The organism is Streptosporangiales bacterium (assembly GCA_009379825.1).
In the GTDB taxonomy this organism is placed as follows: domain Bacteria; phylum Actinomycetota; class Actinomycetes; order Streptosporangiales; family WHST01; genus WHST01.
The window spans coordinates 1-14,861 of the sequence record WHTA01000063.1; the positions used below are offsets into that span (position 1 = coordinate 1).

General features: G+C 69.4%; 14 protein-coding genes and 2 pseudogenes. 3 read left to right on the top strand and 13 right to left on the bottom strand.

Features of this window, described 5'->3' with window-relative positions:
* Positions 1–14: 14 nt before the first annotated feature.
* Positions 15–1,340: an MFS transporter gene (locus GEV07_23425; protein MQA05542.1), complete on the top strand. Its 1,326-nt coding sequence runs from the start codon at positions 15–17 to the stop codon at positions 1,338–1,340.
* Here GEV07_23425 and GEV07_23430 read toward each other — a convergent pair.
* Positions 1,337–2,398 carry a DUF2332 family protein gene (locus GEV07_23430; protein MQA05543.1) on the bottom strand — a complete coding sequence of 354 codons (1,062 nt, stop codon included), beginning with the start codon at positions 2,396–2,398 and terminating at the stop codon, positions 1,337–1,339. The genes GEV07_23425 and GEV07_23430 overlap by 4 nt on opposite strands.
* Positions 2,399–2,402: 4 nt before the next feature.
* Positions 2,403–3,260: pseudogene (locus GEV07_23435) on the bottom strand (SIS domain-containing protein).
* 151 nt (positions 3,261–3,411) lie between these two features.
* Between GEV07_23435 and GEV07_23440 the strand changes: the two are divergent.
* Both GEV07_23440 and GEV07_23445 read left to right on the top strand, forming a co-directional pair.
* A complete protein-coding gene (locus GEV07_23440; GenBank protein ID MQA05544.1) occupies positions 3,412–4,530 on the top strand; it encodes an acyl-coenzyme A--6-aminopenicillanic-acid-acyltransferase form in 1,119 nt (372 codons plus the stop codon).
* Between the two features lie 73 nt (positions 4,531–4,603).
* Positions 4,604–5,383: an alpha/beta hydrolase gene (locus GEV07_23445; protein MQA05545.1), complete on the top strand. Its 780-nt coding sequence runs from the start codon at positions 4,604–4,606 to the stop codon at positions 5,381–5,383.
* A gap of 246 nt (positions 5,384–5,629) precedes the next feature.
* Here the strand turns inward: GEV07_23445 and GEV07_23450 are convergent, their stop codons facing one another.
* From GEV07_23450 to GEV07_23500, 11 genes and pseudogenes are all read right to left on the bottom strand, one after another.
* The gene (locus tag GEV07_23450; protein MQA05546.1) at positions 5,630–6,373 is read right to left on the bottom strand and encodes an SDR family oxidoreductase; all 744 of its coding nucleotides are present in this window, start codon (positions 6,371–6,373) and stop codon (positions 5,630–5,632) included.
* Positions 6,374–6,410: 37 nt separating this feature from the next.
* The gene (locus GEV07_23455) at positions 6,411–6,866 is read right to left on the bottom strand and encodes a hypothetical protein (protein MQA05547.1); all 456 of its coding nucleotides are present in this window, start codon (positions 6,864–6,866) and stop codon (positions 6,411–6,413) included.
* 93 nt (positions 6,867–6,959) lie between these two features.
* Positions 6,960–7,226, bottom strand: a complete 267-nt coding sequence (locus GEV07_23460; GenBank protein ID MQA05548.1) for a hypothetical protein — start codon at positions 7,224–7,226, stop codon at positions 6,960–6,962.
* Between the two features lie 87 nt (positions 7,227–7,313).
* Positions 7,314–7,679, bottom strand: a complete 366-nt coding sequence (locus tag GEV07_23465; protein ID MQA05549.1) for a hypothetical protein — start codon at positions 7,677–7,679, stop codon at positions 7,314–7,316.
* Positions 7,631–8,410 (bottom strand): MFS transporter, encoded by a 780-nt coding sequence (locus GEV07_23470; protein ID MQA05550.1) that lies wholly within the window; start codon positions 8,408–8,410, stop codon positions 7,631–7,633. Before GEV07_23470 ends, GEV07_23465 begins: the two co-directional genes overlap by 49 nt.
* Before the next feature lie 84 nt (positions 8,411–8,494).
* Complete coding sequence (locus tag GEV07_23475; protein ID MQA05551.1) at positions 8,495–10,123, bottom strand: FAD-dependent oxidoreductase; 1,629 nt, start codon at positions 10,121–10,123, stop codon at positions 8,495–8,497.
* Positions 9,721–10,641 carry a LysR family transcriptional regulator gene (locus GEV07_23480; GenBank protein ID MQA05552.1) on the bottom strand — a complete coding sequence of 307 codons (921 nt, stop codon included), beginning with the start codon at positions 10,639–10,641 and terminating at the stop codon, positions 9,721–9,723. The genes GEV07_23475 and GEV07_23480 overlap by 403 nt, the downstream gene beginning before the upstream one ends.
* Positions 10,642–10,685: 44 nt before the next feature.
* Positions 10,686–11,857: pseudogene (locus GEV07_23485) on the bottom strand (phosphatidylserine/phosphatidylglycerophosphate/cardiolipin synthase family protein).
* Between the two features lie 157 nt (positions 11,858–12,014).
* Positions 12,015–12,806 (bottom strand): ATP-binding cassette domain-containing protein, encoded by a 792-nt coding sequence (locus tag GEV07_23490; protein ID MQA05553.1) that lies wholly within the window; start codon positions 12,804–12,806, stop codon positions 12,015–12,017.
* Positions 12,803–13,837, bottom strand: a complete 1,035-nt coding sequence (locus tag GEV07_23495; GenBank protein ID MQA05554.1) for an ABC transporter permease — start codon at positions 13,835–13,837, stop codon at positions 12,803–12,805. The genes GEV07_23490 and GEV07_23495 overlap by 4 nt, the downstream gene beginning before the upstream one ends.
* Positions 13,838–13,858: 21 nt before the next feature.
* The gene (locus GEV07_23500; protein MQA05555.1) at positions 13,859–14,860 is read right to left on the bottom strand and encodes a substrate-binding domain-containing protein; all 1,002 of its coding nucleotides are present in this window, start codon (positions 14,858–14,860) and stop codon (positions 13,859–13,861) included.
* Between the last annotated feature and the right edge of the window lies 1 nt (position 14,861).

Here is a 14,861-nt window from a genome sequence, read left to right on the forward strand (position 1 = left end):
GGACTACCTTGAGCATGGGCGTACCTTCCCGAACCAGCGCGCCAACGCTGGCCCTGATCAGAACTGCATGGGCTTCAGATCATCCTTCGAGAAGGTACGCCCCTCCCGAAGCACATCCACAGGTTCTGATCATTGCTCTCCTCTACGGCACCGCGTCCGCGCTGGTCTTCGGCCAGCTCTTCTTCCCCAGCGTCTCGCCCGCGGCCGGGACGATCGCGGCGTTCGCCACCTTCGCCATCACGTTCGCGGCCCGGCCGATCGGCGCTGCCCTCTTCGGGCACTTCGGTGACCGCATCGGCCGCAAGAACATGCTGGTGCTCTCCATGCTCATGATGGGCGTCGGCACGTTCCTCATCGGGCTGCTGCCGACCTACCAGACGATCGGCATCTGGGCGCCGATCTGTCTCGTCTTGCTCCGCATCGTGCAGGGCTTCGCCGTAGGCGGCGAGTACGGCGGTGCGACGACGATGGCCATGGAGTACGCGCCACCGCACCGGCGCGGTTTCTACACCACCTGGCCACAGATGGGCAACCCGCTCGGCCTGCTGCTCGGCACGTCGATGATCTACCTGTTCGCCCTGCTGCCCGAGGACCAGTTCCTGTCCTGGGGTTGGCGCGTCCCGTTCCTGTTCAGTGCGGTGCTCGTCGCCGTCGGTGTGTACATCCGGATGCGGATCGAGGAGACGCCGACCTTCCAGCACGCGCGCGAGGAGCAACCGCAGACACGGATGCCGCTGCTCGAGCTGGCACGCACGTACAAGCGGACGCTGCTGCTGGTGATCCTTGCGCCGGCCGCGTTGAACGTGGCGTTCTACATCTTCTCCGCCTGGTCGATCTCGTACATGACCACCGAGCTGAAGCTGTCCACTACGACGGCGCTCGGCGTGGTGATGTTCGCCGCCGGACTCGACTTCATCGCGCAGCCGTTCTTCGGACTGCTCTCCGACAAGATCGGCCGGCGACCAGTCTACATCGGCGGCTCCATCGTGTTCGGCCTGCTGGCGTTCCCGTTCTTCTGGATGGTCGACACCAAGTCGGTGGTGCTGATCGTGATCGCCATGATCCTCGCCATCACCATCGGCCACGGGTCGACATACAGCACGCAGGCCGTGTTCTTCGCGGAGCTGTTCGGCACCAACGTGCGCTACAGCGGCATCTCCATCGGCTACCACGTGGGCGCCGCGCTGATGTCCGGCCCTGGACCGTTCGTCGCCGCCGCGCTGTTGAGCGCCACCGGCGGCACCTGGGGCATCTCGCTGCTCATGGTCGTGGCGTCGGTCGTGTCGGTCATCGCCATCTGGCGGGCCGGCGAGACGTACCGCAAGGACATCCACGCCTAGTCTGCCAGCCACGCCAGCAAGCGGCCCCGCGACCAGCAGCGGCCAACGGCCTCGGCGTGCAGAGCCGATTGGTCGAACACCGCAAGGCCGATGATGCTGTGGCCGGAGGCGCGGCGATCGCCGAGTGTCGGTATCGTCGGTGCGACTCCGACCCCCTCAGCCGACACCCACGCCACCGCCCCGCCGGCCGCGGCTTCGTCGAGACGGTGCAGGAAGCGCAGGCGGCTCTCGAGCGGGAAGCGCGACAGCGCCCACGTCGTGGTGACGACAGGCAGGGCGTCCGTGGGCACGCGGGCGAAGGCGTCGGGCATTACCTCGACGGCGTCACCTTGCAGCAGCAGCGGCGGGGCCGTCGCCGCCAACGCCATCTCCGCTTCGAGCCTCGCGGCCCGCTCCGGCTGATCCGGCCACAGGCAGGCGCGCAACCATCGGGCGTCGTCCGCGTCGGTCACGTCGACCGGATCGAGGTCGACGCCGACGCGGGCGACGACCTCGGGCATCACCCGCGTCGGGATGGGCCGGTCTCCCACGATCGAAGACGACAGCTGCACGGGAGATGACGGGTCGCCAAGCGACTGTCCGTTGCTGTAGGTGATGCCGACGCGATCGACATTGAGATTGAGCCCGCCCGAACAGCCCACGTCGATCAGCCCAACCGCATTCGCGCCTACCCGGCGCGCCGCCTCGGCAATGGCCGGATACAGCACGGCGCAGCGTCCGGTCTCGTCGGTCCGTGTCCGCCGGCGCACGGCGACGGCCACGACCGAGTCGGTCATTCGCAGCAGCGTGTCGATCGCCGCCTCGGCGGCAGCGTCGCCGTCCGCAGCGGCATAGGCCGCGGCAAGCGCCGGGGCGCGTCCGGCGAGGGCGAGGTCGTGCAGCGCGGCGAGGGTCACCGTAGGGTGCCGCTTGCGCGCCGGCGCCGCCTCGATGGCGCGCAGCGCCTCGTCGGACTCACTCAGGGCGACGGCGACGCGCTCGTACAGCGGCGATGTCTCTGCGGCGTCGACCGCACCGAAGCGTCGGTACACCTCGGCGAGTGTGCGGGCCCTAGCCACCGGCTCACCGATCCTTGCGCTGTTTCGCCGCGCGGCGCTTGACCGGCGGCTTGGCCTGGCTGCCGACCAGCTGAGTACGTAGGCCGGTGAGCAGGTCGGACGTCGAGGTCGCGGTGCTCTCGTCGTGCGCGGCGACCGACAGCACGAGCGCGTCGGTCACCACGGAGGCACTCAGCAGCTCACCGGTGAAGCCGCTCGGCGAGTGGCTGGCCGGCAGGCAGACGTCGACCCGCTCACCGAACACCGGCGCGAGCGAGTCGGTGACCAGCACGCAACCGGCACCGACCGCCGCCGCGTGGTCGATGATCACCTCGATGTCGGTGAGCACCCGCCCGGGCGAGTAGACGACGACCGCGTCCTCCGGCCGCAGCGGCAGCAGCTCGTCGGCGAGCCGGAACCCGGTGTGCTCGGTGCTCCTGGCCGCGCGCCCGAGGCGCACCAACCGCCTCGCTAGGTAGTGCGCGATCAGGCCGGACGGCCCGATGCCGAACGCGAAGACCTCGCGGGCCGCGACGAGCACCTCGGCGGCGCGGTCGAACTCCGCCGCGCCGGTGAGCCTGTGGGTCTCCTCCACCCGTTCCGCGGCCTCGGAGAACACCCGGTCGAGGATCGTGTCGGGGGCGTGCCCCGTCTGCTCGATCCGCCGGCGCAGCCGCGCAGCGGGCGGCGTGCTCTGCAGCGTCGTCTGGCTGAGCTGCCGCTTCAGCTCGGGCAGCCCGGAGTAGCCGAGCGCCTTCGCCGTCCGCACCACCGTCGCGTCGCTGGTGCCGGTGAGCTCACCGATCCGCTCGGCGGACGCGAACATCACCTCGTTCAGGTTGTTGCGCAGGTAGTCGGCGACCTTGCGCTCCGCGGGCGCGAGCGTGACGACCAGCTGCGCGATCCGCTCCTGCAACGTCGACGCCTCCGGATCACCGGTCACGGGCAGTACCTCTCGTCTCGGCTCTTGCAGCGCCTACTACGCCTCGCTACAGTCTCGTAGCAAATACTACAGCCTCGACGAGAGGGGCGCGGTGACCAACATCGACCTCATCGAAGTCTCCGGCGCGCCGCGTGCCCGAGGTGAGCAGTACGGCGAAGCGGCGCGGGCGAAGATCGAACAGGCCATCGCGTTCTACGCCGAGGCATTCGTCGCACACTCGGCGGTCAGCTGGGCGGAGGTGACGGAGCGCGCCAAGCTGTGGATGCCGCTCGTCGAGCAGTTCGCGCCCGACCTGGTGGAGGAACTGCACGGCATCGCAGCCGGAGCTGACGTCTCGCCGCTCGACGTCCTCGCGCTCAACGCCCGCGGCGACATCGTGCACGACCGCGCGTTCGCCAGCGTCGACCCGGCGCAGGAGGAGGGCTGTTCCTCGTACGCCCTGCTGCCCGAGGCGTCCGGCGACGGCAAGGTGTACTGCGGGCAGAACTGGGACTGGCTGGCCGGCGTGCAGAACACCACGGTCGCGCTGCGCGTCCACCAGCCGCCGAAGCCCACCGTCATCACCGTCGTCGAAGCCGGCCAGGTGGGCCGGCAGGGCGCGAACTCCACCGGCGTCGCGGTCAACGCGAACGGTCTCGGCGGCCGTTTCGACAACAGCATCGGCGTGCCGCAGACGTTCATTCGCAGGCGCATCCTCGACAGCACGAGCTTCGGCGAGGCACTGCAAGTGCCCATCACCGCGCGGCAGCAGATCGCCGCCAACCTGCTCCTCACCCACGCCGACGGTGTCGCCGTCGACCTGGAGACCACACCGGGCAGGCACCACTGGCTCTACCCGGACGACGACCTGCTCGTCCACACGAACCACTACATCGACTGGGTGCCCGACCAGCTGCGGACGAGCTACCGGCCGACGTCGCCCAGCTCGCTGTACCGCCTCCCGCTGCTGCGCAAGGGCCTGCAACGGTGCCGCAGCACCGACGACAGCACGGAGACGGTGAAGCTCGTCGCGGAGTCGCTGCGCAACCACTTCGGCTACCCGAACGCGCTGTGCTGCCATCCGGACGAGAACGAAGTGCCGCTCAAGCAGTCGCAGACCCTGACGTCCTCCATCGTCGACCTCACCGACGGCGTCTTCTGGGTGACCCAGGGACCGCCGTGCCAGAGCGACTTCGTCGCCTTGCCCTGGAACATCTACACCACTTCCTGAAAGGTGTGCTGCCCATGCGCGACATGCCGGCCACGGGAAGAAGCTCTCCTACTACCAGTTCGGCGCGACGTCGTTGTACGCCTGCCAGTTCGACCAGCGGTTCTCGTACTGCCTGTACGTGCCGCGCAGCTACTCCGAGGACGACGACGACCGGCGGTACCAGCTGATCGTCGCCGTGCACGGCACCGGCCGCGACGCGTACGGCTGCCGCGACCTGCTGGCCGACTTCTGCGAAGAGAACGACTGCATCGTGCTGGCGCCGCTCTTTCCTTGCGGCATCGAGGAGCCCGGCGAGCTGAGCAACTACAAGTTCATCGAGTACCGCGGTATCCGGTACGACCACGTGCTGCTCGCCATGGTCGACGAGATCGCCGCGATCTGGCGGGTGCACAGTGACCGCTTCATGCTGACTGGGTTCTCCGGCGGCGGCCACTTCACCCACAGGTTCGCGTACCTGCATCCCGACCGGCTGCTCGCGATCTCCGTGGCCGCGCCCGGTGTCGTCACGCTGCTCGACCCTTCGCACCCGTGGTGGGTCGGCGTCGACGACCTGGCGACCAGGTTCGACCGGCCGCTCGACCTCGACGCGCTGCAACAGGTAGCCGTCCACCTGGTGGTGGGCGGTGACGACACGGAGACCTGGGAGATCACCATCCGCGAAGGCGACAGCCTGTACCAGCCGGGTGCGGACGTCCAGGGCGCGACCCGGATCGAGCGCCTCCACTCGCTCGCGAGCAGTTTCGAGAAGAACGGCGTCCCCGTCGAGGTGGACGTCGTGCCCGGGGTGGGTCACGAGCTCGCCCCGCTGATGCCGGCGACCCCACGTGCCGGCCGTCGATCTCCACCCCGGTGATCGGCCGGCGCAGCGACTGCAGGGGAAGGGTCAGGGTTCTGGCCGAGCTCGTGGCGGCCAGCGTGATAGGTAGGCATGAACATGGACTCCGGGCGACGTGGGTGGCCCGGGCAGCACAGAGCGCCGCCCAGCAACTGGCATGCTGACGCGGCGGAGCGTTCTCGAAGAGTCGCTGGCCGCCGCTAGACGCGGCGCAGCCTCATGAGTGCGATGTTCGTATTACCCACGGCCGGCATCCTACCCGAGTCAGGCCAGCTGGCCGCCATCCACGGTGAGCGTGGCGCCGGTGACGTACCTGGCGGCGTCGCCGGCGAGGTACGCGACCATGCTGGCGACGTCGTCGGGCTCGCCGTACCGGCCGAGCGCGATCTGTGGCAGCTTCTCCCGTGCCCGCTCCGTCTCGGCGGGGTTCATCTCGGTGTCGGTGTTGCCCGGCTGCACGACGTTGACGGTGATGCCGCGCGGACCGAGGTCGCGGGCGAGCCCCTGGCTGAAGCCGATGACGGCCGACTTCGTCAGGGCGTACAGGCTGACGCCCGGCCGACCGGTCCTCGCCGCGAGGTTGCTGCCGATGGTGATGATGCGACCGCCCTCGCCGAGGTGCCGCGCCGCCGCCTTGACCGCGACGAACACCGCGCGGACGTTGACGGTGACCGCCTCGTCGAAGTCCGCCGCAGTCAGCGCGTCGATGGTGCCCACCGGCAGCACCGCGGCGTTGTTCACCAGGATGTCGAGCCGGCCGAAGTCCGCGACCGCACGGTCGACGGCGGCGGTCACCGCTGCGTCGTCCGCCGCCGGCGCGGCGACGGCGACGGCGCGCCTGCCCGCCTGCTTGACCTGCTCCACCACGTCCGCGGCCCGGGCGGCTGAGCGCTCGTACGTGACGAGGACGTCCGCACCGTCGCGCGCCAACCGCACCGCCGTCGCGGCGCCGATCCCCCGGCTCCCGCCGGTGACGATCGCGACCTTCCCGGTGAGCGGCGCGTCCATACCGACCCTTCAGCGTGCTGCCCCTGCCGCCTCCAGGCTACTGGCTCGACGCCAACCGCTCCCCCACCCAGGCGGCGGTTGCGAGCAGGTCGCGGTCCGCGCCACGCCGTCCGACGAGCTGGATCCCGATCGGCATGCCGTTCGGCCCGGTCAACCCGGGCACGGTCACCGCCGGACAGCCGAGCAGCGACCAGAGCCGGCAGAAGACGGCGTCGCCGGTCGAGCCGAGGCCCACAGGCGCCTCGCCGGGCGCGGTCAACGTGAGGACCGCGTCCCAGTCCGTGAGCAGCTCGTCGAGCTTCGCCTTGCCGTCCTCCCCCAGTCGCAGTGCCTGCTCGTAGCTGGCCGGGTCGAGGGCCTGGCCACTCTCGATGATCCCGCGCAGCACGTCGCTGAGCTCGTCCGCGCCCCGCTCGTACTCCGGCCGCAGCGACCGCGCGGTCTCGTACTCCATGACCGTCCAGTGCGCGTCGAGCAACTCGCCCATCGGCATGGCAGGCGCACAGTCCGCGACGGTGGCTCCCGCGTCCAGGCACCGGCCGACGGCTTCGTCGAACGCCTGCCGGCCGGCGTCGTCGGCGCGGTCCTACCACGGCGTCCGTACGGCGGCCAGCCGCGGCGCGCCGGACCGCGGCAGCGAACGGTGCGGCTGGCCCGCAAGCACGGCGAGCAGCGCGGCGAGGTCGTCGGCGGCGCCCGCGAACAGCCCCGGCACGTCGAGGCTCTGCGCGAGCGGCTGGATGCCGGTCATGGAGAGCAGCCCGTACGTGGGCTTGAGCGCCCAGGCGCCACAGAACGCGGCCGGCCGGATGGCCGAGCCCACCGTCTGCGTGCCGAGCGCGAGCGGCACCATGCCGTCGCCGACCGACGCCGCCGACCCACTCGACGAGCCGCCAGAGGTGCGCGCCGGGTCGTGCGGGTTCGCGGTCGGCCCCGGGTGTCAGGTCGCCAGCTCGGTCGACACCGTCTTGCCGAGGATCACAGCACCCGCGGCACGCAGTGCGGCGACGCAGTCGGCGTCGCGTTCCGGCCGGCGGCCCGCATGCAGCACGGTGCCCTGCTCGGTGGGCAGGTCCGCGGTGTCGATGACGTCTTTCACCCCCACCGGCACGCCGTGCAGCGGCGACCTGGGCGCCTCGGCGTCCCTGGCACGTGCCTGACGCAGCGCCAGCTCGGCATCGAGGTGTGCCCACGCGTGCACGGTGTCCTCGCGTTCCGCGATCCGTTGCAGGCAGGCGCGCACCACCTCTTCCGACGTCACCTCCCCTGAGCTGATCCGGCGGCCGGTGGCGAGCACGGCGCCCATGGCGTCTCCGTTCTCTGCGGCAACGGTCGGTTCTTCGTCTCCGGTCCCGCGACCAGACTCAGCGCGATGCCGACGACGTACACGCAGGTGATGATCGCCGTGGCCCTGAGGTAGGTCGGGTACACCTCGGTCGGATAGATGCCCATCCACCCCATCAGCCCGAGCGTGAAGAACCCGTTGACGGCGAGGAAGAACACGTACGTGATGCCAAGAGATTGATCTAGGAGGTCGGCGCCGACGACACCTGCGTGCGCGGGCACGCGCGTCGAGACCGCCCACCAGCCGATCAAGCAGCTGGCCGCAAGCAGCAGCAACTTCACCGTCTGGCCCCTGAACCGTGGATCGGTGAGGCACTGGCTGAAGGTGAGCTTCGTCAGCGCGACTTCCCGCTCGTCCAGCGTCGCGCCCTGTCGCTGCCGGTCACGTGCCTGCCGCCTGGCCTGCCGCGACTCCTCCCACATCGGGGGCTCGGCGACCCGCCGCCGTACGTACAGCGCGAGCAGTGCCGGCACGATGCCGAGCACGAACAGCCAGCGCCAGGACCCGCCGGCCGCGTCGATGAACAGCCAGACGCCGGTGGCGACGAGGAAGCCGACGCCGAAGCAGCCCGCGAGGAACGCCAGGCCACGCCCGCGCGTGCGCGGCTTGAGGTACTCCGACAGCAACGTGGTGCCCGTCCCCCACTCCGCGCCCATCCCGAGACCGGTGAGGAAACGCAGCACGATGAACACCCCAGCCGAGGCTCGCCGCGGTGAAGGCGCGCCGGCGCAGCACGGTCTGGTCGGCGGCGGTGAGCGACTCGGTTGTCATCGGGGTCACCCACTTCCGAACGCCGGCAGGTCGAGGAAGCGATCGGCGGCGGCCAGGCGGGTCGAGACGTTCGCGGCCAGCTCGGTGCGTGCGGCGTCCAGCTGTGCCTGGGTGGTGATGCTCTGCTCGGTCTGCAGCATCTGGTGCGAGAAGCTGTAGACGAACGCGCACCGTGGATACCTGCGCTCCTGGTAGCTCGCCAGCAGCTGGTCGACCGGCTTACCGCTGACGGCCTCCTCCGCGAGCACCATGCCGTCCTCCAGGGCCATCGCCGACCCCTGGGTGAGATGCGGTGGGTACGGGTGGGCCGCGTCACCGGCGATCACCAACCGGCCGCGGTGCCACGGCGGCGGCACCAGCGTCACCTCGAGCGGGCTGTACGCGATCTCCAGGTCGGTCGACAGGGTGTCCCTGATCTCCGCGGCCAGCCCGCCGTAGCCGGCCAGCCGGTCCCGCAGCAGCTCGCAGAAGTCCGCGGGGTCGAAGCGGGGACGCCCCGGCTCCGGGCGGATGTGGAACAGGTACATCTGCTTCTCGTTGAGTGGCATGACGCCGGTCTTGCTGCCCAGCCCCTGGTAGAACTCCATGCAGGTGACGTCTGCCGGCCGCTCCACGATCGTGCGCCAGGCCGAGTAGCCGGCAGGCACCGGCTCGCAGGCGCGCCCGTACAGCTCGTGCCTGGTGGTCGACTTCACGCCGTCGAAACCGACCACCAGGTCGAAGTCGCCGGTGCGCCCGTCGTCGAACGTGACGTGCACCGAGGGCCCGTCCTTGACCAGGTCGGCGACCACCGTGCCCAGCCGGATGTCCACGCCGGCCGCCCTGGTCGCGGCCACCAGGATGCGGTGCAGGTCCTTGCGCGGCAGCGCACTCATCGCCGGCAGTCCCGCGCCGCCGAGCAGGAACCTGTGCTCCGCGATCAGCACGCGGTCGTAGTCGTGGATCCTGATCCGGTCGAACGCGAAACCGGCGTCCAGCACGTCGTCGAGCACCCCGATGGCGTCGAGTACGCGCAGCGCGTTCGCCGGTTGACCGAGCCCGACGCCGTACACGGTGAACTCGGGCTTGCGTTCCACCAGCACGACCTCGACGCCGCGCTGGGCCAGCGCCGTCGCGGTGGCGAGACCTCCGATTCCGCCACCGACCACGAGTACGCGCTGCATGCCACGACCGTAGGGAGTGCGATGCGATAGCAGAAATCGATTCTCCTGATGCCAGCCATCCACGCCGGCTATTCCCGCTGGTCCTCCAGGGCCACGGCGATGTCGGCGAGCTGCTCCCGCAGCCACTGGTGGGCCGGTTCGTCGGTGCGGCGGGGGTGCCAGAACATCTGCTGCGTGATCGGCGTCAGCGACACCGGCGGCTCGACGGTCCTGATGCGCGTCAGCGCACCGAGTGCGTGCCCGAGCCGCTCGTGGATCATGGCGATCAGCCGGGTGCCGGGCAGCAGCATCGGGGCGACCAGGAAGCTCTCCGTGGTCATCTCCACGTTGCGCCCGATGCCCAGCTCGTCCAGCTCCCGGTCGACGGTGGAGCGCTGCCCGTTGGCGCGGTACGCCAGGTACGGCAGCTCCTGGAACCTGGCCACGGTGAGGTCGCCTTCGCGGTCCGGGTGGTCGGCGGCCATCGCGCAGACGAACCTGTCGGTGAACAGGTCCGCGCTGGCCAGGCCGTCGACGTTCTCCACCACCTCACGGGGCAGCACGAGCAGGTCGATCTCGCCGGTGCGGAGCTGGTCGGCGTACTGGTGCAGCACCGGCTCCACCTGCAGCCGGACGTTCGGGGCGAGCGCCGTCAGCCGGCCCATCAGCTGCCGCAGCAGCACGAGCGTGATGTAGTCGGTCGCCGCCACCACGAACGTCCGCGCGTCGCGCGTCGGGTCGAAGCCCGGCCGGGCGCTGAGCGTCTGCTCGATCCTCGTCAGGATGTCGCGCAGCGGTCCCTGCAGCGACTCGGCGAACGAGGTGAGCTCCAGGCTACGCCCGGACCGCACCAGCAACGGGTCGTCGAGCAACCGCCGCAACCGCGCGAGCGACGCGCTCATCGCCGGCTGGCTGACCGACAACCGCTGCGCGGCCCGCGTGACGTGCCGCTCCCGCAACAGCGCGTCGAGCGCGACGAGCAGGTTCAAGTCGATCTGGCGCAGATCCACCGCCCGGCCTCCCAGGATGCTCGGCTGCTACCGAGCATCCTGCCCTACGCCGACGCGGCCGCGTACAGCGTCGCGAAGTTGTCCTTGTACTGCTCGTAGACGGGGCCGAGGTTGGTCTTCACCATCGCCTCGTCGTTGCGGCGCAGCGAGGTCTGGTTGAAGTTGGGGCTGCCGGTGAGCACCCAGCGTGCGCCCGGCTCGCCGGCGTAGCTGCCTTCGAGCAACAGGTACTTGGAGTGGATGCGGCCGGGCAGCGCGTTGGGGTTGTCGAGCAACCGCATGAAGATGTTCGGCTCCGCCGACAGCCGGGCGCGTGCCTCGTCGTCCATCAGGCCGTGCAGATACGTACCCGGCAGCCCTGCTCGGCCAGCTCGACGAGCCGCTCGGCGAGCCCGATGCGGTACGTGTCCCACTCGGACATCCCGACCCGGATCGTGGTGGAGGTAGCACAGCCGGCGTCGGCGAGGAAGTCCTGCACCGGGTCGCTCGTCGCGAACGGGAAGAAGTACGACGTCACCGAACCACCGCGCATGCCCGTGTCGGTCACGCGCGCGTAGTCGTCGTTGCGCCGCTCGGCGGCCAGGTCCGCGAAATAGGAGCCGTACGCGTCGTAGAGCTTGGAGTTTCCGACGAAAGTGGTGGCGTTGTTCCAATACGTGGTGGAGTTGAGGTCGGTGAAGTTTGCCGACGACTGGACGACCACGTCGGACTTACCGCCGGTACGGGAGAACACGTAGAACTTGTTGTGCTGACCCTTGGTGCCGATGCACGCCGCGGTGTTGCCCTCGGGTGACAGACCGGTGCAGACGTGCAGCCAGGAGCGCTTCGACTCGTCCGTCCCGAGCGCGGTACGCAACGACTCCACGGCGGGGTTGTCCACCTGCCAACCGTCCAGCACGAGCTTTACGTCGACGCCGCGCTCGTGCGCGTCGACGAGCTCCGTGGCGAAGTCCATGCCGGCGTCGCCGGAGATCACGAAGTGGGCGATGCGGATGCGCGAACCGCTCTGCGCCTGGTGCACGAGGCTGCAGATCTGCCGTACGACCGCGGTCGGGTCTCCGCCTGCCGGGTCGTTGAACACCGACCCGGTGGCTACGGGTACGGTCGCCGCGTCGCGGCACGGCCGCGCACCCTCGTCGGCCGTAGCCGCGGCTGTAGGCACCAGGATGAGGGAGAGCAGGAGAGCGACACCGGCGAGCACTGACTTCACGCGCATCGAGCATTCCTTTGCGGCAGCAGAAAGCACCAAGAATTAGCGTGAATTTTCACGTTACTTCTCCCGGGGATTCGGGATTCCGGCGTGAAATCTTATCGGCGGCCGCAGAACTGTCAAGACACGAGAATCGGGGTATCCGGCGAATTGTTACGGAGCGTCAGGCGTCCTCGCCTGTGCCCATGCCCTCGAGCTCCTCGCTCAGCGCCTCCAGCTCGGAGCCACCGGCCATCTGCAGGGTGAGCTCGTCCAGGTCGAGCTCCGCCTTCGCGTAGCTCGCCGCCATCCGGCCGCGCTTGAGCAGGACGAACTCGTCCCCCACGAGGAAGGCGTGGTGCGGGTTGTGCGTGACGAGGATGACACCTAGCCCGGCTTCCCGCGCCGCGGCGACGTACTTCAGCACGACCCCGGACTGCTTCACGCCGAGCGCTGCCGTCGGCTCGTCCAGGATCAGCACCTTGGCGCCGAGGTACACCGCCCGCGCGATGGCCACGCACTGGCGTTCGCCGCCGGAGAGGGTGCCGATCGGCTGGTCGACGTCGCGCAGGTCGATGCCCATCTTCGCCAGCTCGTCCTTGGTCGTGCGCCGCATGGTCGCGACGTCCAGCCGCCGCACCGGCCATCCGCCGCGGGTGAGCTCGGACCCGAGGAAGAAGTTCCGCCACACCGGCATCAGCGGCACGACGGCAAGGTCCTGGTACACGGTCGCGATGCCGCGTTCGAGCGCTTCGCGCGGCGACGCGAACTGCACGGGCGCGTCGTCGACCTCGAAGCTGCCTTCGTCGTGCTGGTGCAGCCCGGCGACGATCTTTATGAGGGTCGTCTTCCCCGCTCCGTTGTCGCCGAGCACGCACGTGATCTGGCCCCGGTACACGTCCAGCGAGACGCCGGAGAGCGCAATGATGTTGCCGTAGCGCTTGCCCACCTCGTCGAGCCGTACCAACGGCCTCATCGCGACGCCTCCGCCCGCTTGCGCACCCACGCGTTCACCACTGCTGCGCCGAGCAGCATCACGCCGAGGAAGAGCTTGAACCAGTCCGAGTTCCACTCGGCGTACACGATGCCCTGCGACGCCATGCCGAAGATCAGCGCACCGACGGCCGCACCGATCGCCGAACCGTAGCCACCGGTGAGCAGGCACCCGCCGATGACCGCGGCGATGATGTACAGCAGCTCGTTGCCGACACCCTCGCCCGACTGGATGGTGTTGAACGCGAAGACCAGATGCATGCCGGAGAACCACGCCGCGAACTGCACTCCCATGAACAGCCCGATCTTCGTCCACGCCACCGGCACACTCGCGGCACGCGCGCTCTCCTTCGCGCCGCCGACGGCGTAGATCCAGTTGCCCACCTTCGTACGGAGCAGCAGCCAGGTGGCGAACGCCACGAACACCACCCACCACAGCACGGTGACCTTCACCGGCAACACATCGCTGGCGAACACGGCCTGGGCACTGGCGAAACCGTCCATGTCGGCGACCGAGTTCGACGCCACGTTGCCGGTGAGCAGCTTCGTCATGCCCAGGTTCAGGCCGGTCAACATGAGGAACATCGCGAGCGTGATGATGAAGCTCGGCAACCCGGTGCGGATCACCAGCACCCCGTTGACGAAGCCGATCGCCAACGAGACGGCCAGCGAGACCACCACACCGACCCAGATGTTGAGCGTCAGCTGGTAGCTGAGCAGCGTCGCCGTGAGCGCCGCGGTGATGACCGCGACGCCCGCGGAGAGGTCGAACTCGCCACCGATCATCAGCAGCGCCACGGCCAGCGCCATGATGCCGATGGTCGAGCTCGCGTACAACGTGTTCGCCAGCGCGGACGGCCCGATGAACCCGTCGGCGACCACCGCGAAGAAGACGAAGACGATGACCGCACCGATCACCGAGCCGAACTCGGGCCGGCTGATACCGCGGCGCAGCAGCGATCGCCGCACCATCCGTTCGTCCGCGCCCGCAGGTGCAGATGCCGCGTCAGCCATGACAGTCCCCGTCCCTCGTGCCTAGCGGGTACCCCTGTCGGTGAACTTCGAGATCTCGTCCACGGTGTCGGCCGTCACGACCTGCGGCCCGGTGAGCACCGTCTGGCCGCCACCGATCACGTTGCCGTTGTTGATATGCAGCCAGATCTGGTCGACGGCGAGGTAGCCCTGCAGGTACGGCTGCTGGTCCACGGCGAAGTCGATGTCGCCGCTCTTCAGGCCGGCGACCAGGTCCTTGTTGAGGTCGAAGGTGGAGACCTGGGCGTCACTGTTCGCGTCGTCGGCCGCCTTGACCGCCGTCAGCGCGAACGGGGCACCGAGCGCCAGCACGCTGTCGATGCTCTGGTCCGCCTGCAGCCGCGACTGGATGGTCGACCGCACGTCGGGCATGTTCTCGCCGTTGACGTGGACGTTCACCATCTCGCCGTCGAACGTCTCCTTGGCGCCTGCGCACCGCGCGTCCAGCCCCACGTGACCCTGTTCGTGGATCACGCAGAGGCTCTTCTTCGCCCCGGTCTTGTTGAGCTGTTCACCCGCGGCCTGACCGGCGACGGACTCCTCCTGGCCGAAGTGCGCGAGCGCGCCGTACTCCTTCGACTCCTGCTCGCCGGCGTTGATGGTCACGACGGGGATGCCCTTGTCGATGGCCTTCTCGACGGCGCTCTTCATCGCGCCGGGCTTCGACAGCGTGACGACGATGCCGTCGACGTCCTGGTTGATGGCGGTCTCCACGAGCTGGGCCTGGCGGGTGCCGTCCGGGTCGTTGGAGTAGAGGAACTTCGCGTTGTCCTTCTGCGCGGCCGCCTTCGCACCCTTCTGCACGATGTCCCAGAAGGTGTCGCCGGGCGCGCTGTGCGTGATCATCGCGACCCGGATGCGCGGGGTGTCCGCGACGTTGCCACCACCACCTGTCGCAGCGCTCTCCTCGGATTCCTTGCCGCCCTCGCTGCTGCATGCCGTCAGGGATACCCCGAGTGCTAAGGCCGCCGCTGCCACCTGTAACCGCTTCCGTCCCGATCCCATG